General features: G+C 65.2%; 22 protein-coding genes and 1 tRNA gene. 8 read left to right on the top strand and 15 right to left on the bottom strand.

The features are described from left to right. Positions 1–79 precede the first annotated feature (79 nt). Positions 80–4,195 (bottom strand): DNA-directed RNA polymerase subunit beta, encoded by a 4,116-nt coding sequence (rpoB, locus tag KWG56_RS02705; RefSeq protein ID WP_201100537.1) that lies wholly within the window; start codon positions 4,193–4,195, stop codon positions 80–82. 391 nt (positions 4,196–4,586) lie between these two features. Here rpoB and KWG56_RS02700 point away from each other — a divergent pair, with 391 nt between their 5' ends. The 5 genes from KWG56_RS02700 to KWG56_RS02680 all read left to right on the top strand — a co-directional run bounded on the left by KWG56_RS02700 (position 4,587) and on the right by KWG56_RS02680 (position 11,952). Next, a complete protein-coding gene (locus KWG56_RS02700; RefSeq protein ID WP_219353634.1) occupies positions 4,587–6,143 on the top strand; it encodes a thioredoxin family protein in 1,557 nt (518 codons plus the stop codon). A 68-nt stretch (positions 6,144–6,211) separates the two neighbouring features. After that, positions 6,212–7,057, top strand: coding sequence for an alpha/beta hydrolase family protein (locus KWG56_RS02695; protein WP_219353633.1), 846 nt, complete (start codon positions 6,212–6,214; stop codon positions 7,055–7,057). A 37-nt stretch (positions 7,058–7,094) separates the two neighbouring features. Then, positions 7,095–7,661, top strand: a complete 567-nt coding sequence (gene bamJ / locus KWG56_RS02690; RefSeq protein WP_219353632.1) for a BamJ family beta-barrel-assembly machinery protein — start codon at positions 7,095–7,097, stop codon at positions 7,659–7,661. Between the two features lie 67 nt (positions 7,662–7,728). Then, positions 7,729–9,702, top strand: coding sequence for a M61 family metallopeptidase (locus KWG56_RS02685; RefSeq protein ID WP_244999611.1), 1,974 nt, complete (start codon positions 7,729–7,731; stop codon positions 9,700–9,702). A 273-nt stretch (positions 9,703–9,975) separates the two neighbouring features. Further along, on the top strand, positions 9,976–11,952 hold the full coding sequence (locus tag KWG56_RS02680) for a M61 family metallopeptidase (RefSeq protein WP_219353631.1): 1,977 nt from the start codon (positions 9,976–9,978) through the stop codon (positions 11,950–11,952). 329 nt (positions 11,953–12,281) lie between these two features. Here the strand turns inward: KWG56_RS02680 and rplL are convergent, their stop codons facing one another. Both rplL and rplJ read right to left on the bottom strand, forming a co-directional pair. Next, complete coding sequence (gene rplL, locus KWG56_RS02675; protein ID WP_201100542.1) at positions 12,282–12,665, bottom strand: 50S ribosomal protein L7/L12; 384 nt, start codon at positions 12,663–12,665, stop codon at positions 12,282–12,284. 62 nt (positions 12,666–12,727) lie between these two features. After that, on the bottom strand, positions 12,728–13,243 hold the full coding sequence (gene rplJ, locus KWG56_RS02670) for a 50S ribosomal protein L10 (protein WP_201100543.1): 516 nt from the start codon (positions 13,241–13,243) through the stop codon (positions 12,728–12,730). Between the two features lie 319 nt (positions 13,244–13,562). On the opposite strand from rplJ, the gene KWG56_RS02665 reads away from it, so the two are divergent. Continuing rightward, complete coding sequence (locus KWG56_RS02665; RefSeq protein ID WP_219353630.1) at positions 13,563–14,270, top strand: glutathione S-transferase; 708 nt, start codon at positions 13,563–13,565, stop codon at positions 14,268–14,270. 3 nt (positions 14,271–14,273) lie between these two features. On the opposite strand, the gene KWG56_RS02660 is transcribed toward KWG56_RS02665, so the two are convergent. From KWG56_RS02660 to KWG56_RS02635, 6 genes are all read right to left on the bottom strand, one after another. Further along, positions 14,274–14,798 (bottom strand): DUF2059 domain-containing protein, encoded by a 525-nt coding sequence (locus KWG56_RS02660; RefSeq protein WP_219353629.1) that lies wholly within the window; start codon positions 14,796–14,798, stop codon positions 14,274–14,276. A gap of 69 nt (positions 14,799–14,867) precedes the next feature. Further along, entirely contained in the window at positions 14,868–15,320 is a 453-nt protein-coding gene (locus tag KWG56_RS02655; protein ID WP_219353628.1) for an NUDIX hydrolase, read from the bottom strand. Beyond that, positions 15,317–16,318, bottom strand: coding sequence for an inorganic phosphate transporter (locus tag KWG56_RS02650; protein WP_219353627.1), 1,002 nt, complete (start codon positions 16,316–16,318; stop codon positions 15,317–15,319). The genes KWG56_RS02655 and KWG56_RS02650 overlap by 4 nt, the downstream gene beginning before the upstream one ends. Positions 16,319–16,323: 5 nt before the next feature. Then, complete coding sequence (locus tag KWG56_RS02645) at positions 16,324–16,968, bottom strand: DUF47 domain-containing protein (protein WP_219353626.1); 645 nt, start codon at positions 16,966–16,968, stop codon at positions 16,324–16,326. A 99-nt stretch (positions 16,969–17,067) separates the two neighbouring features. Further along, the gene (locus KWG56_RS02640; RefSeq protein ID WP_219353625.1) at positions 17,068–18,150 is read right to left on the bottom strand and encodes an AI-2E family transporter; all 1,083 of its coding nucleotides are present in this window, start codon (positions 18,148–18,150) and stop codon (positions 17,068–17,070) included. 67 nt (positions 18,151–18,217) lie between these two features. Further along, the gene (locus tag KWG56_RS02635) at positions 18,218–18,571 is read right to left on the bottom strand and encodes a winged helix-turn-helix transcriptional regulator (RefSeq protein ID WP_244999610.1); all 354 of its coding nucleotides are present in this window, start codon (positions 18,569–18,571) and stop codon (positions 18,218–18,220) included. 112 nt (positions 18,572–18,683) lie between these two features. On the opposite strand from KWG56_RS02635, the gene KWG56_RS02630 reads away from it, so the two are divergent. After that, entirely contained in the window at positions 18,684–19,292 is a 609-nt protein-coding gene (locus KWG56_RS02630) for an NAD(P)-dependent oxidoreductase (RefSeq protein ID WP_201100551.1), read from the top strand. Between the two features lie 12 nt (positions 19,293–19,304). After that, positions 19,305–19,814, top strand: coding sequence for a nuclear transport factor 2 family protein (locus KWG56_RS02625; protein ID WP_219353623.1), 510 nt, complete (start codon positions 19,305–19,307; stop codon positions 19,812–19,814). 71 nt (positions 19,815–19,885) lie between these two features. Here the strand turns inward: KWG56_RS02625 and KWG56_RS02620 are convergent, their stop codons facing one another. From KWG56_RS02620 to KWG56_RS02595, 6 genes are all read right to left on the bottom strand, one after another. Continuing rightward, on the bottom strand, positions 19,886–20,521 hold the full coding sequence (locus KWG56_RS02620; RefSeq protein ID WP_219353622.1) for a hypothetical protein: 636 nt from the start codon (positions 20,519–20,521) through the stop codon (positions 19,886–19,888). Positions 20,522–20,658: 137 nt separating this feature from the next. Then, the gene (rplA, locus tag KWG56_RS02615) at positions 20,659–21,348 is read right to left on the bottom strand and encodes a 50S ribosomal protein L1 (RefSeq protein WP_201100554.1); all 690 of its coding nucleotides are present in this window, start codon (positions 21,346–21,348) and stop codon (positions 20,659–20,661) included. A gap of 3 nt (positions 21,349–21,351) precedes the next feature. Then, the gene (gene rplK, locus KWG56_RS02610; protein WP_054765996.1) at positions 21,352–21,783 is read right to left on the bottom strand and encodes a 50S ribosomal protein L11; all 432 of its coding nucleotides are present in this window, start codon (positions 21,781–21,783) and stop codon (positions 21,352–21,354) included. Between the two features lie 364 nt (positions 21,784–22,147). Further along, positions 22,148–22,723, bottom strand: coding sequence for a transcription termination/antitermination protein NusG (nusG, locus tag KWG56_RS02605; RefSeq protein ID WP_201100555.1), 576 nt, complete (start codon positions 22,721–22,723; stop codon positions 22,148–22,150). 31 nt (positions 22,724–22,754) lie between these two features. Beyond that, on the bottom strand, positions 22,755–23,072 hold the full coding sequence (gene secE / locus KWG56_RS02600) for a preprotein translocase subunit SecE (protein WP_201100556.1): 318 nt from the start codon (positions 23,070–23,072) through the stop codon (positions 22,755–22,757). Positions 23,073–23,142: 70 nt separating this feature from the next. Then, positions 23,143–23,218, bottom strand: a tRNA-Trp gene (locus tag KWG56_RS02595). Between the last annotated feature and the right edge of the window lie 76 nt (positions 23,219–23,294).

Genomic DNA, 23,294 nt, shown 5'->3' with positions numbered 1-23,294 from the left:
CGCGAAAATTATTCAGAACGGAGAGGCAGGCGGCGGAACCGCCCTCCCCCGCCTTGGCGGGAGAGAGCTTTGATCCGGCTCAGCTGTTCTCCAGCTCCACGTTCAGACCCAGCGAACGCATTTCCTTGATGAGCACGTTGAAGCTCTCGGGAATGCCGGCTTCGAAGCTATCGTCGCCACGGACGATGGCCTCGTAAACCTTGGTCCGGCCGGCGACGTCGTCTGACTTCACCGTCAGCATTTCCTGCAGGGTGTAGGCGGCGCCGTAAGCTTCCAGAGCCCAGACCTCCATTTCCCCGAAGCGCTGACCGCCGAACTGCGCCTTACCGCCCAGCGGCTGCTGGGTGACGAGCGAGTACGGGCCAATGGAGCGGGCGTGGATCTTGTCGTCGACCAGGTGGTGCAGCTTCAGCATGTAGATGTAGCCGACCGTGACCGGACGCTTGAACTGCTCGCCGGTCTGGCCGTCGTACAGGATCGACTGGGCCGACTTGTTCAGACCAGCTTCTTCCAGCAGGCGTTCGATGTCGCCGATGTGCGCACCGTCGAAGACCGGGGTCGCGAAGGGCACGCCCTTGGACAGGTTGCGAGCCAGCTCGACCAGTTCTTCCTCATCCTGCGGCAGAGGGGTGTCCTCGCCGTAGATATGCGTCAGGCGGTCGATCAGGGCCTGCTTCTGACCACCCTGCTGCCAGGCTTCCAGCAGACCGGAGATCTGCTTGCCCAGGCCAGCGGCGGCCCAACCCAGGTGGGTTTCGAAGATCTGGCCGATGTTCATGCGCGAAGGCACGCCCAGCGGGTTCAGAACGACGTCGACGTGGGTGCCGTCTTCCAGGTGCGGCATGTCCTCGATCGGCAGGATCTTGGAGATGACGCCCTTGTTTCCGTGACGGCCGGCCATCTTGTCGCCCGGCTGCAGCTTGCGCTTCACGGCCACGAAGACCTTGACCATCTTCATGACGCCAGGCGGCAGCTCGTCACCGCGTTGCAGCTTCTCGACCTTGTCTTCGAAACGACGGTCCAGTTGCTTGCGGGCGTCTTCGAACTGACGCTTCATGGCTTCCAGTTCGCCCTGGGTCTTCTCGTCGTCCAGAGCGATCTGCCACCACAGGCCGCGGCTGACTTCGGCCAGCTTCTCGTCGGTCAGTTCGCCACGGCCGATGCCCTTCGGACCCGACACGGCGTTCTTGCCGATGATCAGCGGCTTCAGGCGGCCATAGACGTTGCGCTCAAGGATCTTGAGCTCGTCGTCGCGGTCCTTGCCGAGACGTTCGATTTCAGCGCGTTCGATAGCCAGGGCGCGTTCGTCCTTGTCCACGCCGTGACGGTTGAAGACGCGAACGTCAACGATCGTGCCGGCGACGCCGGGCGGCAGGCGCAGCGAGGTGTCACGGACGTCCGAAGCCTTCTCGCCGAAGATGGCGCGCAGCAGCTTCTCTTCCGGGGTCATCGGGCTTTCGCCCTTCGGCGTCACCTTGCCGACCAGAATGTCGCCCGGCTGGACTTCGGCGCCGATGGCCACGATGCCCGCTTCGTCGAGGTTGCGCAGGGCTTCCTCGCCGACGTTGGGGATGTCGCGGGTGATTTCTTCCGGGCCCAACTTCGTATCACGCGCCATCACTTCGAATTCCTCGAGGTGGATGGAGGTGAAGACGTCGTCGCGCACGATGCGCTCGGAGATCAGGATGGAGTCTTCGAAGTTGTAGCCGTTCCAGGGCATGAAGGCGACCAGGGCGTTGCGGCCCAGCGCCAGCTCGCCCAGGTCCGTCGAAGGACCGTCAGCAATGACGTCGCCGAACTTCACCTGGTCGCCCACGCGCACGATCGGGCGCTGGTTGATGCAGGTCGACTGGTTGGAGCGTTGGAACTTCGACAGGCGGTAGATGTCGACGCCCGAACGGGCGGCGTCCACGTCGCCCGTGGCGCGCACGACGATGCGCGTGCCGTCGATCTGTTCGACGACGCCGTCACGACGGGCGACCACGACAGCGCCGGAGTCCACGGCCACGACCGCTTCCATGCCGGTGCCGACCAGCGGCGCGTCCGACTGCACCAGAGGCACGGCCTGACGTTGCATGTTCGCGCCCATCAGTGCGCGGTTGGCGTCATCGTTTTCCAGGAACGGGATCAGGGCCGCAGCGACCGAAACAACCTGCTTCGGCGACACGTCCATCATGTCCACGGCGTCCTTGTTCAGGAGCTGGGATTCACCGTTGATCCGGCCGGGGACCAGTTCTTCGACGATCTGGCCGTTCTTCAGTTCGATGTTGGCCTGAGCGATCGTGTACTTCGACTCTTCCATGGCCGAGATGTAGACCACCTCGTTCTGAGCCTGGCCGTCCTTCACGCGACGATACGGGCTCTCGATGAAGCCGTACTTGTTGACGCGCGCGTGGGTGGCCAGCGAGTTGATCAGGCCGATGTTCGGGCCTTCCGGCGTTTCAATCGGGCAGATGCGGCCGTAGTGGGTCGGGTGAACGTCGCGGACTTCGAAGCCAGCGCGCTCACGCGTCAGACCGCCCGGGCCAAGCGCCGAAAGACGACGCTTGTGGGTGATTTCCGACAGCGGATTCGTCTGGTCCATGAACTGCGACAGCTGCGACGAACCGAAGAACTCGCGAACTGCAGCAGCAGCCGGCTTGGCGTTGATCAGGTCGTGCGGCATGACCGTGTCGATATCGACCGAGGACATGCGCTCCTTGATGGCGCGCTCCATGCGCAGCAGACCGACGCGGTACTGGTTTTCCAGCAGCTCGCCGACCGAACGGACGCGACGGTTGCCCAGGTTGTCGATGTCGTCGATCTCGCCGCGGCCGTCCTTCAGGCCGACCAGAATCTGCAGCACCTTCAGCACGTCGTCCTTGCGCAGGACGCGGATCTCGTCCGAAACCTCAGGGGTTTCCAGACGCATGTTCATCTTGACCCGACCGACGGCCGACAGGTCGTAGCGTTCGCTGTCGAAGAACAGCGAGTTGAACATGGCCTCGGCGGCTTCCGGGGTGGGCGGCTCGCCCGGACGCATCACGCGATAGACGTCGAACAGGGCGTCTTCACGGTTGTCGTTCTTGTCCACGCGCAGGGTGTTGCGCATGTAGGCGCCGACCGTGACGTGGTCGATGTCCAGCACTTCGATGGTGGTGAAGCCGTTTTGCTCCAGCACTTCGATGGTCGGAACGTCCAGTTCGTCGCCGGCCTCGGCGTAGATTTCGCCGGTTTCGTAGTTGACGGCGTCGTTGGCCAGATACTTGGTGACCAGGGCGTCGGCGGCCAGCGACAGCGAGGTGGTGGTTTCACCCAGCTTCTTGGCGGCGCGTGCGCTGATCTTCTGACCGGCCTGGGCGATCACTTCGCCGGTGTCGGCGTCGACCAGATCGAACTCCGGCTTCACACCGCGCCAGCGCTCGGCCTTGTACGGCGTGACCCAGCCCTCGCCGCGCTTCTCGTAAGGCACGGTCTCATAGAAGGTCTTCAGGATTTCTTCGCCGTCCATGCCCAGACCCATCAGGAAGGTCGTGGCGGGCAGCTTGCGGCGGCGATCGATGCGGACATAGACCACATCCTTGGCGTCGAACTCGAAGTCGAGCCACGAACCGCGGTACGGGATCACGCGAGCGGCGAACAGCAGCTTGCCCGAGGAGTGGGTCTTGCCCTTGTCGTGGTCGAAGAAGACGCCCGGCGAACGGTGCATCTGCGAGACGATCACGCGCTCGGTGCCGTTGACGATGAAGGTGCCCTTGTCCGTCATGAGCGGGATGTCGCCCATGTAGACGTCCTGCTCCTTGATGTCCTTGACCGAACGGGCTCCCGTTTCCTCGTCGGTTTCGAACACGATCAGGCGCAGCTTGACCTTCAGCGGCGCGGCATAGGTCATGTCGCGCTGGATGCACTCTTCAACGTCGTACTTGGGATCTTCGAACTCGTACGAGACGTATTCCAGGATCGCGCGTTCGTTGAAGTCCTTGATCGGGAACACCGACTTGAAGACCGCTTCGATGCCCTGCTCCTTGCGCTGGCCCGGACGGACCTCGCGTTGCAGGAACTGTTCGTAGGAGGCGCGCTGAACCTCGATCAGGTTCGGCATCTGCACCGCTTCGGGAATACGCCCGAAGGATTTGCGGATGCGCTTCTTGCCGGTGAACGAGGTGGCGGAAGCGATCTGACCGTTGATGGCGAGATCGTGGGAGGCGTCGGTCATTCAGTGTTTCCCATGCGCACGGTCCGGGAAAACCATGCGTGAAATGCAGCAGCCACGGCACGCGTTTCCACGTCCGCAGCCAGTTTTTTCGGCGTCCACCCTCGGCCCGCTGCCGGGCCAGGACGCCTGAAATGTACCGGCTCCCTGGGAAGGAGCCGCGCCTTCGCTCCGGTCGGAGGGCGACGGACCGGGCCTCGGCGCTGAACGCGCAGACTCAATTGGAGTGTTGCGGGAAGGCGCACATATACGCGCTTCTTCGGCAAAATAAAGACCCTCGCAGAAGTCAAATTCGAACTTGGCGCCTATCCCCAATTTCTTTTGTCAGTTTCTTTGGCCGGAACGTCAGGTTTTCTCGCTTGCTCCAGGCCCGGCGTATCGCGTCCCTAGACAGATGCGCCCACTCCTCGCCTCGCTCGCCGCCCTGTCCGTCCTCGCCGTCGCCGCCTGCGGCCAGCAGGGCAAGCCCGTCGATCCCGCCGCCGCCCACGCGGGCGCAGAGGCGCACAAGATCGACTGGCGCGAGGGCGATGTCGAAGACGCCTTCGCCGAGGCGGCCGAAGCGAACAAGCCGGTGCTGCTGTACTGGGGCGCGGTCTGGTGCCCGCCCTGCAACCAGTTGAAGGCGGGCCTGTTCCAGGATCCCGAGTTTGTCGCCCGCACGCGCGACTTCGTTCCCGTATATCTGGACGGCGATTCCAAGGGCGCCCAGGCCTGGGGCCAGAGGTTCGGCATCAAGGGCTATCCGACCCTGATCGTCCTGCGCCCCGATCGGACCGAGATCACCCGTCTGTCGGGCGGCGGCGATCCTGAAAAGGTCGAGGCTGTGCTGAAGGCCGCCCAGCGCGGCGGTCCGAACGCCAGCGAACTGCTGCAACGCGCTCTGGCCGATCCCGCCCGCCTGTCCGCCGACGACTGGCCCCTGCTGTCCGAATACGGCTGGGCGGTGGATGCGGGCCGTTTGGTCAAGCCGGATGAGGCGGCGGGCGTGCTGGAGCGGTTGGCCAAGGCTGCCCCCACGCCGACCCTGCAACACCGTTTCGCGCTGGCCGCCCTGACGCGCCGCCCTGACGACGCCCCTGCCCTGCCCGCCGCCCGTCAGGCCGAGGTCCGCGCCCTGCTGGACGCCGTCTTGTCCAGTCCCGCCGAGGTCCGCGCCAATCGCGACGCCCTGATCTACAGCGGCGCCGACGTCATCAAGGCCGCAACTCCCGCCGGACCGGAACGCGCCCGCCTGTCCGCCGCCCTGATCCAGGCGCTGGACCGCGTTTATGACGACGCCACTCTGGGAACCCAGGACCGGCTCTCGACCACCTATGCCGACATCGCCGTCTTCCGCGCCCAGGCAGGCAAGGACGCCGCCGTTCCCACTGCTCTGCGCGACAAGGTGCGCCAGCGCGCGGCCTGGGCCGACCAGTCCGCCAAGACCGCCTATGAGCGTCAGTCCACCATCAGCACCGCCGCCAACCTGCTGTCCGAAGCAGGCGACAAGCCGGGCGCCGAGGCCCTGCTGACCGCCGAACTGCAGAAGTCCAAGACCCCCTATTATTATATGCCCGAACTGGCGGATCTCGCCGAGGCGCGCGGGGACAAGGCCGCCGCCGTCGACTGGCTGCGCAAGGGTTATGAGACCGCAGAAGGCCCCGCCACCCGCGCCCAGTGGGGCGTCCTCTATGTCGATGGCCTGATCCGCCTGACCCCGCGCGACAAGACCGCCATCGAGACCGCCGCCGGTCAGGTCATCGGCGAACTGTCCGGCCAGCCCGACAGCTATCACCAGCGCACGCGCCAGCGGTTCGACACCCTGGGCAAGAGCCTGACCGACTGGAGCCGCGCCAACAACGGCGCCACCGTGCTGGAGCGCCTGCGCGGACGCATCGCCGAAGCCTGCGTCGCCCAGACAGACGCCGACGCCCGCGCCGCCTGCCAGTCCTGGCTCAAGCCCGCCTGACCTGACGGCGCCGCATTGACAGTCCCGCCCTTGGCGTCCTCCATGAGCGCCAAGGGAGACGCCTTCGCATGAACACACGCCGGCTTGGCCTGATCGCCGTTTCAACCGTGGCTCTGTCGGCCTGCAAGGCGGTCAATGTGCCCGAAGACGCCTTCTTCTATCCCGACACTCGGATGCAGGCGGAGAGGATCGTCCTGCCGCCAGACGCGCCGATGCGTTTCCAGGCCGACACCTTCACCATTCCCTATGCGGGCGGAACCATCGGTGCGACACGGGTGCGCACCGGGCGGACCGACACGCCCCTGATCCTGTTCTGCGGCGGCAACATGTTCCGGCGCAGCGCCGCCGCAGGCCTGACCGCCGCCAAGCTGACGCCCTTCGGCGACGTGCTGATGTTCGACTATCCCGGCTCTGGCGAAACGCCGGGTCCGGCCGAATATGAAGCCTTTATCGCCACCGCCACGGCGGTCGCCGATGTCGCCCGCGCCCAGGCCGACGCCGAAGGCCGCAAACTGATCGCCTGGGGCCATTCGCTGGGCGGTATCGTCTGCCCCCAGATCGTCCAGCACGTCCGCGCCGACGCCGTGGTGCTGGAGACCACGACCCCCAACGCCCGCGCCGTTGTCGAAAACGCAGCGGGTTGGGCCCGTCCGTTCGTCCGCATCAACCTGGCCCCCAATCTGGCCGCCGTAGATGTGCCCATTGCGTTAAAGGGTTACGCCGGTCCGGTCGTGGTGCTGGAGGCCAGCCACGACGCCACCCTGCCCCCCGCGCTCAGCCAGAAGCTTGTCCGCGATCTCAGGGCCGAGGGCGTCACCGTCGATCGCCTGGTCTTCCCGGACGCCGGACACGGCGATGTCGGCGCCCAGCCAGACTTCCTGTCCCGTGTGGCCGCAGCCCTCGCCGCTCACTGACTGGACGCGCATCACTCTCAGCCCTAGCGTCACCGCCATGAATCGCATCGCCCTGCCCCTGATCGCCGCCGTCGCCCTTTCCGGCGCCCTGTCCGCCTGCGCGACCAAGCGTGAGCCGGTCACCTATGCCGAGACGGCCGCCGCCGCCGCGCGCGCCGCTGCTCAGGTCGAAGGTCAGGCGTCGCTATCGCCGCAGGAGGTCTGGGATACGGGCAATCTCGCCTATCTGGACTGGAACGGCGCCCGTCGCGGCTGGACCACGACCGAGAGCGGCCTGCAGTACCGTCGCGTCGGCAAGGCGCACCCGAACGCCGCCCAGCCCACCGCGACCGACACGGTCAAGGTCCACTATCGCGGGACCTTCATCGACGGACGCGAGTTCGACAGCTCCTACTCCCGCAACGAACCGGCCGAGTTCCCGCTGAACCGCGTCATCAAGGGCTGGACCGAGGGCGTGGCCCTGATGCACGTCGGCGAAATCTATGAGTTCGTGATCCCCGCCTCGCTAGGCTACGGCTCGCGCTGGGTGGGCGACGGCGAGCTTCCGCCCAACTCCACCCTGCGTTTCAGCGTCGAACTGCTGGAAGTGAAGCCCGCGTCCTGACGGACTTGACGACGGCGCCCCTGCGGCAGAGGGTCGCACCTTCCCCTGAGTATTCGTAGAGCGTGAAATGAAGATCATCCGTCCCGCCGCCATGCGCGCCGCCGGTTTCGCCCTTCTGCTGGCGACAACCGCTCCCGCCGCCTTCGCCTCTGCGGCCATGGCTCAGGACGCATCGACCTATCCGCCAGCCCTGCCCGCGCCCCAGCCCGCCATCCCGGCGGTGCGCGATGTCGCCTATCCCGGCGTCATCAAGCTGGACGTGGACGCCACCAATCTGAACCAGCGCATCTTCTCGGTGACCGAGACGATCCCCGTCGCCAACGCCGGTCCCCTGACCCTATTCTTCCCGGAATGGCTGCCGGGCAATCACGGTCCCGTCGGCCCGGTCGCCCAGTTGGCGGGCATCGAGATCACCGCCAACGGTCAACGCGTGGAATGGGTGCGCGACACGCTTCACCCCCTCGCCTACCACCTGAACGTCCCGGCGGGCGCGTCCGAGATCGTCGTGAAGATGCAGCACCTGTCGCCGACGACCGGCAATCAGGGCCGCATCACCATGACGCAGGAAATGCTGAACGTGCAGTGGGAGAAGATGCTGCTCTATCCCGCAGGCCACTGGTCGCGGAACATCACGCTCCAGCCCACGGTCAAGCTGCCGACCGGCTGGCGATTCGGCACGGCGCTGGAGCCGCTGGAGAAGAACGGCGACGTCCAGAGCTTCAAGCCCGTCAATCTGGAAGTCCTGATCGACAGCCCGATCTTCGCCGGCGCCCACTATCGCCAGATCGACCTTGATCCCGGCGGTCGCTCGCCCGTCCGCGCCAACTTCGTCGCCGACGATCCCGCCAGCCTGGCCGCCACCGACGAGCAGATCCAGATTCTGCGCAATCTGGTGGTTCAGATGGACCGCCTGTATGGCGCGCGCCACTTCGATCACTACGACTTCCTTATCGCCATGACCGACAAGCTGGGCGGCATCGGGCTTGAGCATCACCGCAGTTCCGAGAACTCGGTCGATCCCGCCTTCTTCACCGGCTGGGCCACCCACCTGGGCGATCGCGACCTGCTCAGCCACGAGATGAACCACTCGTGGGACGGCAAATGGCGCCGCCCCGCCGACCAGTACGTCCCCAACTTCAACAGCCCGCTGCAGAACAGCCTGCTGTGGGTCTATGAGGGTCAGACGCAGTATTATGGTCAGGTCGTCGCCGCCCGTTCGGGCCTCTTGACCAAGCAGCAGGCGATGGACTCCCTCGCCATCACCGCCGCCACCTTCGACAACCGCGTCGGTCGTGAATGGCGCGCCATGCAGGACACGACCAACGACCCGATCATCAGCCAGCGCCAGCCCAAGGGCTGGCTGTCATGGCAGCGGGACGAGGACTATTATTCGGAAGGCCAGCTGATCTGGCTGGATGTCGACACCACGATCCGGGAAAAGACCAACGGCCGCAAATCCCTGGATGACTTCGCCAAGGCCTTCTACGGGGTCGAGGACGGCAGCTATGATCCCAAGCCCTATACGTTCGAGGATGTCGTCGCGGCCCTGAACGGCGTTGTCGCCAACGACTGGGCGACCTTCCTGCGCACGCGCCTGGACGGCCACGGCCCCGGTGCACCTCTGGACGGCCTGGTGCGCGGCGGCTGGCGGCTGACCTATGCGGACACGCCGACCGACTATCAGAAGACCCTGTACGCCGAGCTGAAGCGCAACGACTACACCTACTCGCTGGGCATCCAGACGACCGGCACCAATGTCATTCACGCGCTTCAATGGGATAGCCCCGCCTTCAAGGCTGGCCTGGCCGTCGGCATGGAGATCGTCGCCGTCAATGGCGAGGCCGCCAATATGGATCGCATCAACGCCGCCATCACCGCCGCGAAAGACCCGGCCAAGACGGTGGACCTGATCGTCAAGGACGGCGACCGCTATCGCACCGTCAGCTTCGACTACCACGACGGCCTGCGCTACCCACGGCTGGAGCGCATCCCCGGGACGCCCGACCGTCTAGGCGACATCCTGACGCCGCGCACGCGATAGGTCCAATGGCCACAGACTGGCCTCACGGCTCGTCATTCCGGGGCGTCCGAAGGACGAACCCGGAACCCAGGCGTTTAGCATCCAGCGGCGGACGCATTCAGCGGCGGCATCGCAGCCCTGGCTTCCAGGGTCTTCGCTTCGCTCAGCCCCGGAATGACGGTTTTGGGCTGAGTGTCGCTTACACTTCGGACAAGGGCCTCGCGGCCTTCTGTCCCTTGACGCCGCCCCCGACGCCCACGACGGTACAGCTCTGCTGCAATACCGGATGACCTGATGTCGCGTTCACGCCTGCCCGCCGCCTGCCTCGCCCTTTTGCTGACGGGCGCCGCCGTCCCGGCCCTGGCGCACAGTTTCCAGTCGACCCCGATCATCGCCGATGCGGCCCAGGCGCCCCTGGCCCTGCCCCGCGCCCAGCCCGCCATTCCGGTCCCGCAGGACACGCCCTATCCCGGCGTCATCCAGTACCGCGCCGACGTCACTGATGTGGACCGCCGCATCGTCAATGTGACCCAGACCATCCCGGTCGCCCAGGCTGGTCCGCTGACCCTGCTCTATCCGAAATACCTGCCCGGCAACCACGCTGCGACCGGCCCGATCCAGCTGATCTCCGGCCTGACCGTGACCGCCAACGGCCAGCGGATCGAGTGGCTGCGCGACACCTTGGACCCTTACGCCTTCCATCTGGACATCCCGGCGGGCGTAACCAGCATCGACGTCGCGTTCCAGTGGCTGACCCAGCCGGATAATTCCAACTGGCGTGTCACCATGACCCCCGCCCTGGTCAATCTGCAGTGGGAGAAGGCCATCCTCTATCCGGCGGGCTACTACAGCCGCCAGATTCAGGTCGCCCCCTCCATCGTCCTGCCCTCTGGTTGGCAGTACGGCACCGCCCTGGCCACCGCCGCGCGTGACGGCGATGTGGCGCGGTTCGAGACGACCGACCTCTACACCCTGATCGACAGCCCGGTGTTTGCAGGCGCCCACTATCGCCGCGTCGACATCGACCCGACCGGGGACCGCGTCCACCTGAACATCCTTGCCGACGAGGCCAAGGGCTTGGCCGCCACTGACGAGCAGATCAAGCTGTTCGAGAACATGGTCCAGCAGGCCGACCGTCTGTTCGGCGCCCGCCACTTCGACCGCTACGAGTTCCTGTTCGCCCTGACAAACCAGCTGGGCGGCATCGGGCTGGAGCATCATCGCAGTTCGGAAAACACCGGCGCCCCCGACTTCTTCACCAACTGGTCCAAGAGCGAGGGCGACCGGGGCCTGCTGCCCCACGAATACACCCACTCGTGGAACGGCAAGTTCATGCGTCCGGCGGACGAACTGACCGCCAACCACAACGTCCCGACCCAGAACACCCTGCTGTGGGTCTATGAGGGTCAGACCGAATACTGGGGCGATGTCCTGGCCGCCCGCGCGGGCCTGCACAGCCGCGAGGTGGCGCTGGCCACCCTGGCCGCCATCGCCGCCTTCTATGACAACCAGCCGGGCCGCGAATGGCGCGCGCTTCAGGACGTCAACAACCACAATCTGCTGGGCTATCGCGTGCCGGGCCAGTTCACCTCATGGATGCGCGGCACCGGCGACTATTACCGCGAAAGCGCCCTGATCTGGCTGGACGCCGACACCCTGATCCGTGAGGGCACCAACAACCGCAAATCCCTGGACGACTTCGCCCGCGCCTTCTTCGGCCACGACGACGGCCAGTGGGCGCCGCAGGGCTATACGTTCGAGCAGGTGGTCGCGACCCTGAACGCCGTCTATCCGCACGACTGGACCAGCTTCCTGCGCGGGCGGCTGGACGCCGTCGGCCCCGACGCCCACGCGCCGCTGGCGGGCATCACCCGCGGCGGATACCGGCTGACCTACACCGACACGCCGTCGGCGGCGGAAAAGGCAGTCCAGACCGGCTGGGCCAATGATTTCCAGTATTCGCTGGGCTTCACCCTGAGCGGCGACCGCCTGACCAATATCCGTTGGGGCGGCCCCGCGTTTGAACAACGCATCGGCGCGGGCTGGCAGCTGGTCGCGGTCAACGGCGTCGCCGGGTCCGCCGAGGCCCTGCGCAACGCCGTCACCGCCGCCAAGGGAACGGACGCCAAGATCGAACTGCTGATCAAGTCCGGCGACCGCTTCCGCACCGTCGCCTTCGACTATCACGACGGCCTGCGCTACCCGCGCCTTGAGCGGATCGAGGGCACCCCCGACCGTCTGGGCGCCATCCTGACGCCGCGCAGCCGCTGAGGCCGAACAGCAGCCCATCTCCAATCGGATCAGAGCCCAGTCTGAAAACTCAAGGCGATCGACATTCGGTCGGCTGAATTCTCAGATCGTCCTTCCGGGGCTGAGCGAAGCGAAGAACCCGGAACCCAGGACTGCGACCGCATTGTTGGACACATTCAACACCGGATATGCGCCTCCTGGGTTCCGGGTTCATCCTTCGGACGCCCCGGAAGGACAGTTTTGGTCTGAATGGCGACTGGACCAAGATCACATAGCCGCCCCGAAACAAGAAAAGGCCCCGAGGTTTCCCTCGGGGCCTTTCCGATCTTCAGCAGATGCTGAGAACCAGGTTACTTGATCTGGATCTTCGCGCCGGCTTCCGTCAGCTTCTTGGCGATTTCGTCGGCGGTTTGCTTCGAAACGTTTTCGACGACGTTCTGCGGAGCGCCTTCGACCAGGTCCTTGGCTTCCTTCAGACCCAGGTCCGAACGCACGCCACGGACTTCCTTGATGACGTTGATCTTCTTGTCGCCGCCGTCCACCAGGACAACGGTGAACTCGGTTTGCTCTTCAGCGGCTTCAGCCGGAGCAGCGCCACCGGCGGCCGGGGCAGCGAAAGCAACCGGAGCAGCAGCGGAAACGCCCCACTTTTCTTCCAGCAGCTTGGACAGTTCAGCAGCTTCCAGAACGGTCAGTGCGGACAGGTCTTCGACGATCTTGGCGAGGTCGGCCATTGTCAGTTTTCCTTCGGAGGATTGGTTTTAGAGAGTGATGCAGAGATGAAAGGCTGGGCCGCTTACGCGGCTTCCTTGGTGGCGTAGGCGTTGAACACGCGAGCCAGCTGACCGGCGGGTGCTTGCAGCACGCCGGCGATCTTGGTCGCAGGCGCGTTGAGCAGGCCGATGAGTTGACCACGAACCTCGTCGAGGGTCGGGAGCTTCGAGAGTGCCTCGACGCCCTTCGTATCGACGACGGTTTCGCCCATGAAGCCGCCGATGATCTTGAAGCGATCATTGGCTTTGGCGAACTCGGTGGCGACCTTGGCGGCCGTACCGGGGTTCTCGGCGTATGCGATGCCCACGGGACCCTTGAACAGGCCGTGGTAGTCGCTGCCTTCTTCGGCTTCGAGCGCCTTCAGCGCCAGGCGGTTCTTGACCACCTTGAACGCGCCGCCTTCTTTACGAAGACGGCCACGCAGATCTTCCATTTCCGCAACGGTCAGGCCCAGGTTGTGGGCCACGACCACGCTGCCGGCGTCGGCGAACACGCCCTTGAGCGATTCGATAGACTCGGCTTTTTGTGCGCGATCCATTGCGGTCTCCAGTCTTGGTATTCGCCGACGGGCTTATTCCCGACGACGGATTGGCCAAAGCGCCATGCATCGCTGCAAAGCGTTCGGGCCGGTCGTATTGTCCGAAGGATGCGTCTGACGGCGTCCGTCCCGGAATGCGGGCCGATGCGCGGCAAGGTCGCGTCCCCATCTCCCCACGGCGTCAGAAGGCTTTCTGACAGTTACGGCCTGGGTGACCCCCACGCCCCGAAGTTCTCGGACAGGACCGTCAGAAGATGAACCTCTAACGGGAAGCGGCGCTCTTACAGGGACCGATCACGGAAATCAAGGCGCGCAGCCCATGGCCTACGAACTCTATTACTGGCCCACGATCCAGGGACGCGGCGAGTTCGTGCGCCTGGCGTTCGAGGCGGCGGGCGCCGACTATGTCGATATCTCGCGTCAGGATGACGGCGAGGCGATGATGGCGCTGATGCAGGAGGCGGCCATGCCGCCCTTCGCACCGCCTTTCGTCCGTCTGGGCGACCGCACCGTGGGCCAGGTGTCCGCCATTCTCGCCTGGCTCGGCCCGCGACTGGGCCTGGCGCCCGACGACCCTGCCGACCGCGCCTGGCTGGACCAGATCCAGCTGACCTTCGCCGACCTGGTGGCCGAGGTGCATGACACCCACCACCCCGTCGACATGACGGCCTATTACGACGACCAGAAGCCCGAGGCCGCCCGCCGCGCCAGGGCCTTCCGCGATCATCGCATCCCCAAATTCCTCGGCTGGGCCGAACAGGTTCTGGCCCGCAATCCGTCAGGCCCGACGTGGTTGGTCGGGGAAAGCCTGACCTACGCCGACCTGTCGCTGTTCCAGGTGGTCGAGGGCCTGATCTACGCCTTCCCCAAGGCGGCCGCGCGCACCTTGAAGACCACGCCCAAGGTGGCGGCGCTCAGCGATCGGGTCGCCGCCCTGCCCCGCATCCGCGCCTATCTGGACAGCCCGCGCCGCATCCCGTTCAACGAGGACGGCATCTTCCGTCGCTACCCCGAACTGGACGGTTGACGCTCAGCGCCGCCCCTTGGATGCGGACGAAGCGGCGACGTCACAGTTGAACTGGGCGCAGTATTTGCTCTGCAACTCGGTGACGAAGGCGATCATGCTGTCTTCCGTCACCTCCTGTGTGGCCATGCCCAGTTGAAAGCTCTTGGCGGCGATCTGGCGGCCGATGGGAGATTCGTAGAAGGCGAGTTGCGCCTCCAATTCTTCGGACGTGTAGATTTCGGCATAGTGGGGCGCCAGATCGGTCAACAGCCGATTGGTCATCGCCGTCAGCATCCGCGGCGCATTGGCGCGTATCCAGGCCGCCTCCTGCCGCCCCACCCCAGCCGCCGTCCCCGCCGCTTCGATAGCCGACACCTGTTCGCCGATCAGACTTTCCAGACTCTTGGTGAAGTTGGGCCCCGCAGTCGCCCGTATCAACCGTTCCGCCAGCGCCGTCCGCTGCGCCAGCCCAGCGTCCTGAGCCGCTGCGGGCTGCACAGCCAGACACAGGGCTGCTGCGACGGCGATGAAGACGTGACTGATGCGCATATGGTTCTCCCCTGCCCGACTATCGGCAGAGGCGGCGCGCGTGACCAGACGAAATCGCCCTAAGGTTGCTCAATACGCCAGCGGCGTGGCGGCGAAGTCGCGGATCAGGTCGGCCAGGTCCGCCTCATGCACGGCGTCCGCCGCCTCGGCAGGCGTCATCCAGCGGCGCTCGCGCTGGTGCGCTTCCGGCCAGGCCCCCAACTGGATCAACACTTCCAGCGGATATACCGAGACCACGCACTGACGCTGGCGACCGTCCTTCATGCCCTTGGCGTAGCGGAAGACGCCGACCGAGTGCCCGTCGATCTCGCCCTTCACCCCGGCTTCCTCCAGCGCTTCTTGCGCGGCGGCTTCGGGATCGGTCTTGCCGACCATCCGACCGCCCTTGGGGATGACCCAGCGCCGCGTCTCGCGCGAGGTGATCATCAGGATGCGGCGCTCGCCGTCCTCCAGCCGCCACGGCAGGGCCGCGACCTGGCGCGTCTCTGACCGCACGGTGCGCTTGGGATTGGTCCCGCTCACGTCAGGAACAGTCCGCCGACGAAGTAGAAGATCGCGCCGATGGCGGCAGCGGCGGGCATGGTGATGAACCAGGCCGTGACGATGCTGCGCGCCACGTTCCAGCGCACGGCCGACACCCGCTTGGCCGCGCCCACGCCGACGATGGCGCCGGTGATGGTGTGGGTCGTCGAAACCGGGATCCCCATGCTGGTCGCGGCGAACAGGGTGATGGCCCCGCCCGTCTCGGCGCAGAAGCCCTGCTGCGGCGACAGGCGCGTGATGCGCGAGCCCATGGTGTGAACAATCCGCCAGCCTCCGAACAGGGTCCCCAGCGCGATGGCGGCCTGACAGGTGATCACGACCCAGAACGGCACGTGGAACTCGCCGCCCAGCATGCCGCGCGAATATAACAGTATGGCGATGATCCCCATGGTCTTCTGGGCGTCATTGCCCCCGTGGCCCAGAGAATAGGCCGAGGCGGAGATGAACTGCATCCCCCGGAACACCCGATCCGCGAACGCCGGGTTCGACTTCACGAACAGCCACGACACCAGCAGCACCAGCATCAGGGCCAGCACGAAGCCGACGGCGGGCGACAGGAAGATGGCCGCGACCGTCTTGGCCACGCCTGCGATCACGACCGCGCTTGTGCCTGCCTTGGCGATGCCTGCGCCCAGCAGACCGCCCACCAGGGCGTGCGAGCTGGAGGACGGTATGCCCAGCAGCCAGGTCACGACATTCCAGATGATGGCCCCCATCAGGGCGCCGAAGATCACCTGATCCGAAATGACGCCCGGATCGATGATGCCCCGCCCGATGGTGTCGGCGACGTGCAGCCCGAAGAACAGGAAGGCGATGAAGTTGAAGAAGGCCGCCCAGCCCACCGCATACACCGGCGGCAGAACCCGCGTGGCGACGATGGTGGCGATGGAGTTGGCCGCGTCGTGCAATCCGTTCAGAAAATCGAACAGGATGGCCACGCCGATCAGGAAGACCAGGATCAGGAGGGCGTGATCCATGATGATCAGAGGTGCTCGACCAGCACGCCGTTGATGCGGTTCGCCACGTCCTCGAACCGGTCGACCACCTTCTCCAGGTGATCATAGATCTCGGCGCCGATGATGAAGGGCATGGTGTTGCCCTCGCGGTGTTTGGCGTACAGCGCCTTCATGCCCTCGTCATACAGAGTGTCGCTGTCGCTCTCCAGCGTGGCGATTTCCTCGGTCAGGATGTTCAGGCGGTCGTGGTTCTTGCGCATGGCCGGCAGCAGGCTGACCGCCTCCACCGTCTTGACGGCGCACAACAGGGCGATGTCGCCCAGTTCGCGCATCTTCGGCTCGAACTCGCGTTGCTCGTACAGGCCGATGGTCTTGGCCGTCTTCTGCATCTGGTCGATGGCGTCGTCCAGCGAGTTGGTCAGGCCGCGGATGTCGGAACGGTCGAACGGGGTGATGAAGCTTCGGCGCACGGCGAACAGGACTTCGCGCGCCACATCATCGGCCTCGTTCTCATAGGTGATGATGTCCTGACGCCACTTCTCGGTTTCGTCGCCGCCGTCCAGCATCCGACGCATGGCCTCGGCGCCCTTGGTCAGGGTCGCCGCATGGGCGTCGAACAGGCGGAAGAAGTTATCTTCCTTGGGCAACAAGGCCTGGAACCAGCTCAGCATCCGACAATCCCCGATCAGACGACGCCTTCAGGCGACCGCGCGCCCCCAAAAAAGGATACGGGGCGCGCCGTCAAGTTTTCAGACTACGGACAGTTCGCTTTATCGTTCGCCCGGCGCCTTTGCATCAGGGTCTCCAAGCACATCCTGGCGGTAAAGCATGGTTACAATCGTGTGCAGCACCAGGGCGATCGGGGTGGCGAACAGCACGCCCAACGGCCCGAACAATGTGCCGATTCCCACCACGGCGAAGATTCCCAGCACGACCGGCAGATTGGCCACGTTCTTCTGCACCAGGGGCGTGATGAAGTTGCTCTCCAGCTGCGAGATGACGATGTGGACCACCACGGCCAGCACCGCCGTGTGCCAGCCCTGCGTCGCGCCCACCAGGACTGACGGAATGGTCGACACGATCGGTCCGACAATCGGCACGAACTGCGACAGGCCCGTCAGCAGCCCCAGACCCAGCGCCGACGGCACGCCGATGATGGCCAGACCGATGCCGGTCAGGGTGCCCACCAGCACCATCGAGAACAGCTGCGCCTTCAGCCAGCCCTTCAGCGCCTTGCCGCAGCTGTTCAGCACTTCACGCAGGCGGTCGCGTCGGTCCATCGGAAACACCGACAGCAGGCCTTCGCGCGACTTGGCGGGTTCGATGGCCAGAAAGACGCCCGCCACCACCACCAGAACCATGGTCGTGATGCCCGCCGCCATGCCGATGGCGAACTTCTGCGCGAACTGCAGCGCCTCGCCCGCCCGGCTGCCCAGGTTCTGAAGTTGCTCGAACACCTGAGCGGCATAGGGTTGCGCCTCGATCCAGGTCTGCACCTGCGCCCAGCCCAACGGAACAATGGCGATCAGGGTCGTGACCTGCTCGGAGATCTGCGCCCCGAACAGCGCCAGCACCCCGGCCAGAACCCCGATGACGATCAGCATCGACAGGAAAACCGCCAACGGATCGGGCAGCTTCAGGAACCGCACCAGCGGATCGGCCAGCGCCCGCAGGATCACCGCCACCACAATGGCGCCGAAGATCAGCAGCCACAGGGTCTGCAGCGACACCACCAGCTGAATGGCGAAATAGGCCGACACCAGAACGATGGCGCCGAACGCCAGCCGCCCCTTCCACGGATCATGGCCGCCAGCGGTCGAACCGCCTTTTGATTTACCCAAACCGAACATCATGCCCCCTTCAAGGTGGGGTCAGAACGCCGTCGCCGCCCCACGGTTCGCCGCCACCGAGAAAAAATCATCAGGGGGCGGAAATGCGCCCGTCATAGTCTGCCTGGGCCTGGGCCACTTGCAGCATCTGCGTCTCGGCCCAGTCGATCATCGCCTGCATGGATGCGATCAGGCCCCGGCCCAGCGGCGTCACCGCATAGGTCACCGTTACGGGCACGGTCGCCACCACGGTCCGCGACACCAGCCCGTCGCGCTCCAGCGACTTCAGGGTCTGGCTCAGCATCTTCTGCGACACCCCCTCGATGCGCCGCTTCAGCTCATTGAACCGGATCGGCCCCCGCCCAAGCGCAACCAGGATCAGGGTGCTCCATTTATCAGCGATCCGATCCAGCAGCTGGCGCGTTGGGCATTGGGACGCGAACACGTCGCCCCGCGTCCAGGTTTCTTCAGAGTGACCAGGTGAGTGGAAAGTGCCGTCTTGCATGGTCGCAGTCAGTAGCACACCTAGTCACCATTGGATACCACAGGAGCCTTCCATGAAAGTCGCAGTCCTCGGCGCCAGCGGTCGCGCCGGATCGGAGATCACAAAGGAACTGGCGGCGCGCGGTCACACCGTCACCGCCATCGCCCGCAAACCTGAAACCATTCCCGCCGCATCCGGCGTCACCGCCGTCGCAGGCGACGCCTCTGACGCCGCCGCCCTGCCCGGCCTGATCAAGGGCGCTGACGCTGTCATCAGCGCTCTGCATTTCGACGTTCCCGCCGAGGCCATCCTGGCGGCCCTGAAGACGGCGGGCGTGCCCCGCCTGCTGGTCACCGGCGGCGCCGCCAGCCTGGAGGTCGCACCCGGCGTCCTGCTGATCGACACCCCGGCCTTCCCCGCGGAATGGAAGCCCATCGCTGTCGGCGGTCTCGACTACCTCAAGACCCTGCGCGGCGAGACCCAGATCGACTGGACCTTCTTCTCGCCCGCCGCCTTGATCGAGGAAGGGCCGCGTCTGGGCCATTACCGCACTGGCGGCGACCAATTGCTGACCGACGCCAACGGCGACAGCAGGATCAGCTTCGCTGACTACGCCATCGCCATGGTCGATGAGTTGGAGCAGCCCAAGCACAGCCGCGCCCGCTTCACCGCGGCCTACTGAGGGGATCGCCCGATGAAGAGACCGCTGATCGCCGCCGTCGCCGCCTTCGGGCTGGCGGCGGCCGCCCTGCCCGCCTCGACCGCCGCCGCCCAGCAGGCCGCCGCCTCCAGCAGCCGCACCCCGCAGGAGGAGGCCAACGCCCGCGTCGTCACCGCCTTCTACGACCTGGCCTTCAACCAGCATAAGCCGACCGAGGCGGCGCGGCTCTATATCGGCGACCGCTACATCCAGCATAATCCGGGCGTCCCGAACGGCGCGGCGGTCTTCTACGGCTATTTCGAAGGCTTCTTCCGCGACAATCCCCAGTCGCGAGCCACCATCCATCGGGTCATCGCCGACGGCGATCTGGTCGCCCTGCACGTCCATTCGCAGGAGACGCCCAGCGATCCGGGTCGGGCCATCGTCGACATCTTCCGCGTCGAAAACGGCAAGATCGTCGAACATTTCGACGTCATCCAGTCCGTCCCCAGCACCCCGACCGCCAACGGCAATACCATGTTTGACGGCTCGAAAACCGACTGACTTCGTCCGTCCCCAAGGACAACGGCCCCGGAGATCGCTCTCCGGGGCCGTTTTCATATTCAAGCCTGGGATCAGGCCGCCGGGGGCGCGGGCGGCGGCGGGGCCTCAACGACCGTCCAGATGACCTGGCTGGCGTCGGCGATGACCTGCACCCAGATGGTCTTGTCCGGGCGGCGGATCACATAGGCGCTGATCGGATTGCCGTAGATGATCATCAGACCCAGGTTCATGTCGCTTCGCAGGGCCTGGGGCAGTTCATCAATCGCTGGGTTCGGCGCCTCGCTATTGGCGATCTGCACGCCGCCCAGCGCCTTGACGGCCTCGTCCAGGCTGCGCTGGACCTCGAGCCGCGAAAAGGTCTTGTCCTCCGGCGTGGCGGAGCTGGCCATATGGACCTTGCCCTCCACCGTCTGGAACCCGGTTCCGGTCCAGATCGGATAGGCCGCCAGATCCATCGTCTTCTCGTCACGCACGCCATAGCCTGCAGGCGCGCCCACATAGGGGAAGGCGCCCAGCGGCGCGGTCGAAACGGGGATCAGGCTCAGATCGACATTGGCGGCGACGGCGCTCGGTGTCTTGGCGTCTGCACCGGCCTGCATGGCGGCACCGTCCGTCGTGGCTTCAGCCTCGTTCTTGGCCGGCTTGTCGCCGCAGGCCGCCAGGCCGAGCACAGCCAGCATGGCCAGTGTGGAGCTCAGTTTCTTCAACGTGACACCCGTCGTTCAGTTGGACAGACAGACCTTATGTCCCACGAACTGCGACAGGCTCAAGACAAACAGCCGGACATGAAAAAACGGCGGGGATTTCTCCCCGCCGTTTCAACAGTTCAGCTTGTCGCTAAGGCTTAGGCGCCCAGCGAGGCCGGGTCGACCTTGAAGCCCGGGCCCATCGTGGTCGACAGGCTGATGCGCTTCACATAGGTGCCCTTGGCGCCCGACGGCTTGGCGCGGACCAGAGCGTCCACGATAGCCTTGACGTTGGCTTCCAGCGCGTCCTGCGTGAACGAGGTCTTGCCGATGCCGGCGTGGACGATGCCCGCCTTCTCGACGCGGAACTCGACGGCGCCGCCCTTGGCGTCCTTGACGGCTTGCGCGACGTTCGGGGTCACGGTGCCGACCTTCGGGTTCGGCATCAGGCCGCGCGGGCCCAGCACCTTACCCAGACGACCGACCAGGGCCATCATGTCCGGCGACGCGATCACGCGGTCGAACTCCATGAAGCCGCCAGCGATCTTTTCGTACAGATCTTCGGCGCCGACGTGTTCAGCGCCAGCAGCGGTGGCTTCAGCGGCCTTGGCGTCCTTGGCGAAGACGGCGACGCGAACGTCACGGCCCGTGCCCGACGGCAGGTTCACAACGCCACGGACCTGTTGGTCGGCGTGACGCGGGTCAACGCCCAGGTTGATCGCGATTTCCAGGGATTCGTCGAACTTGGCCTTGGCGTTTTCCTTGGCCAGCTTGATGGCGTCGGAGAACGGCAGCAGGTCTTGCGTGACGCCGGTGCGGGCTTTTTGAGCCTTGGTTTGCTTAGCCATGGATTAGCCCTCCACCACTTCGAGGCCCATCGCGCGGGCGGAGCCTTCGATGATCTTGGTCGCGGCGTCCAGGTCGTTCGCGTTCAGATCTTTCATCTTCTTTTCGGCGATCTCGCGCAGCTGGGCCACGGTGATCTTGCCGGCGACTTCACGGCCGACCAGCTTCGAACCCGACTTCAGGCCGGTGGCCTGCTTCAGGTACCAGGTCGCCGGGGGCGTCTTGGTGACGAAGGTGAACGACTTGTCCTGATAGACGGTGATGACGGTCGGAAGCGGGGTGCCCTTGGCTTCCTTCTCAGTGCGTGCGTTGAACTCCTTGCAGAAGCCCATGATGTTCACGCCGCGTTGACCCAGAGCCGGGCCGATCGGGGGCGAAGGCGTGGCCGAACCGGCCGGCACTTGCAGCTTGATATAGCCGAGAATCTTCTTGGCCATTGGTCTCTCCTATGAATGACCCGACGAACGAACGACGGGCCGGTGAGCCGTGGTCCGGCATGGCTGCCTCCCACGGATTTGCCGCTCCGCGGACCAAGACCCGCCGAGCGAAGGCGCGCGTATAGCGGAGGGGGCCGGGAAAGGCAAACCAGGGAGTTGCTCACTCCCCCACTACGTCATCCTCGGGCTTGACCCGAGGACCGGACGCGGATCGGGCTGTGCATCGCCCAGAGCGCAAAGCTGCAGACCACCCGATCCTCGGGTCAAGCCCGAGGATGACGGCGGCACGGCCGGCGTCGCCCGGAGCAAGAAAAAGCCGCGCCCGTTGCCAGGCGCGGCTTCAAATCTCTGAGGGGCGTGGGGTTTAGCCCGCGACCTTCTCCACCTGGCCGTATTCCAGTTCGACCGGCGTGGCGCGGCCGAAGATCGAAACGGCGACGCGCAGACGGGCGTGTTCTTCGTCCACGCTCTCGACCGAACCGTCGAAGCTGGCGAACGGGCCGTCGATGACCTTGACCTTCTCGCCGATGTCGAAGCGGATCGTGGGCTTCGGACGTTCGACGCCCTCTTCCACCTGACCGATGATGTTCTGAACTTCACGTTCCGAGACCGGCAGGGGCTTGGTGCCGCCTGCCGCGCCCAGGAAGCCGGTGACCTTCGGCGTGTTCTTGACCAGGTGATAGGCCTGATCGGTCATCTCCATCTTCACCAGCACATAGCCGGGGAAGAATTTGCGTTCCGAGTTTACCTTGCGGCCGCGACGGATCTCGACGACGTCCTCGGTCGGAACCAGGATTTCGGAGAAGGCGTCTTCCAGGCCCTGTTGCTTGGCCTGATCACGCAGCTGCTCGGCGACCTTCTTTTCGAAGTTCGAGTAGGCGTTGACGATGTACCACTTGTGGCGCGGATTGGCCGGTTTTGCGGGCGCTGCGTCGGTCATGACGGTTCTTTATCCTTACGAACGCGGCGTCTTACGAGCCGAGGCCGATGATCCAACGGAAGGCGAAGCCAAGGCCGGTGTCGACGATCCAGAAGAAGATCGCAGCAATGATGACCATGATGAAGACCATCACCGAGGTGATCCAGGTCTCCTTGCGGCTGGGCCATACGATCTTGCGACCTTCGGCGCGCACCTGACCGATGAACTGAGGCACGCTCGGGCGCGGCTTCTTGGGTTCGGGTGAATCAACCGTGATCGCGGCGCCCGCAGCGCCAGCCTGAGCCTTGGCGCCGACTTGGGGCTTCGCGTTGGCCTGGGGCCGCTTGCCTGGGGATTTGGCCTTGGCCATCAGCTGCTCTTCAAACAATTGTTCCTGTCGCCCCAGATGGGAAGTCCCACCCGGAAGCGACAGGGGTGATTGGCAGGAGTTGGGGGACTCGAACCCACGACCCCCGGTTTTGGAGACCGGTGCTCTACCAGCTGAGCTAAACTCCTAGACAACCGCACCAACCTTCCGGTCCGCGCGTTCGTCAGAGGGGGGCGTATGCCCGACACCGCCCGGTATTTCAAG

Source organism: Brevundimonas nasdae, assembly GCF_019395145.1.
In the GTDB taxonomy this organism is placed as follows: domain Bacteria; phylum Pseudomonadota; class Alphaproteobacteria; order Caulobacterales; family Caulobacteraceae; genus Brevundimonas; species Brevundimonas nasdae.
Note: the sequence above shows the minus strand (reverse complement) of the source record. Positions and strands in the feature narration are given on the sequence as shown.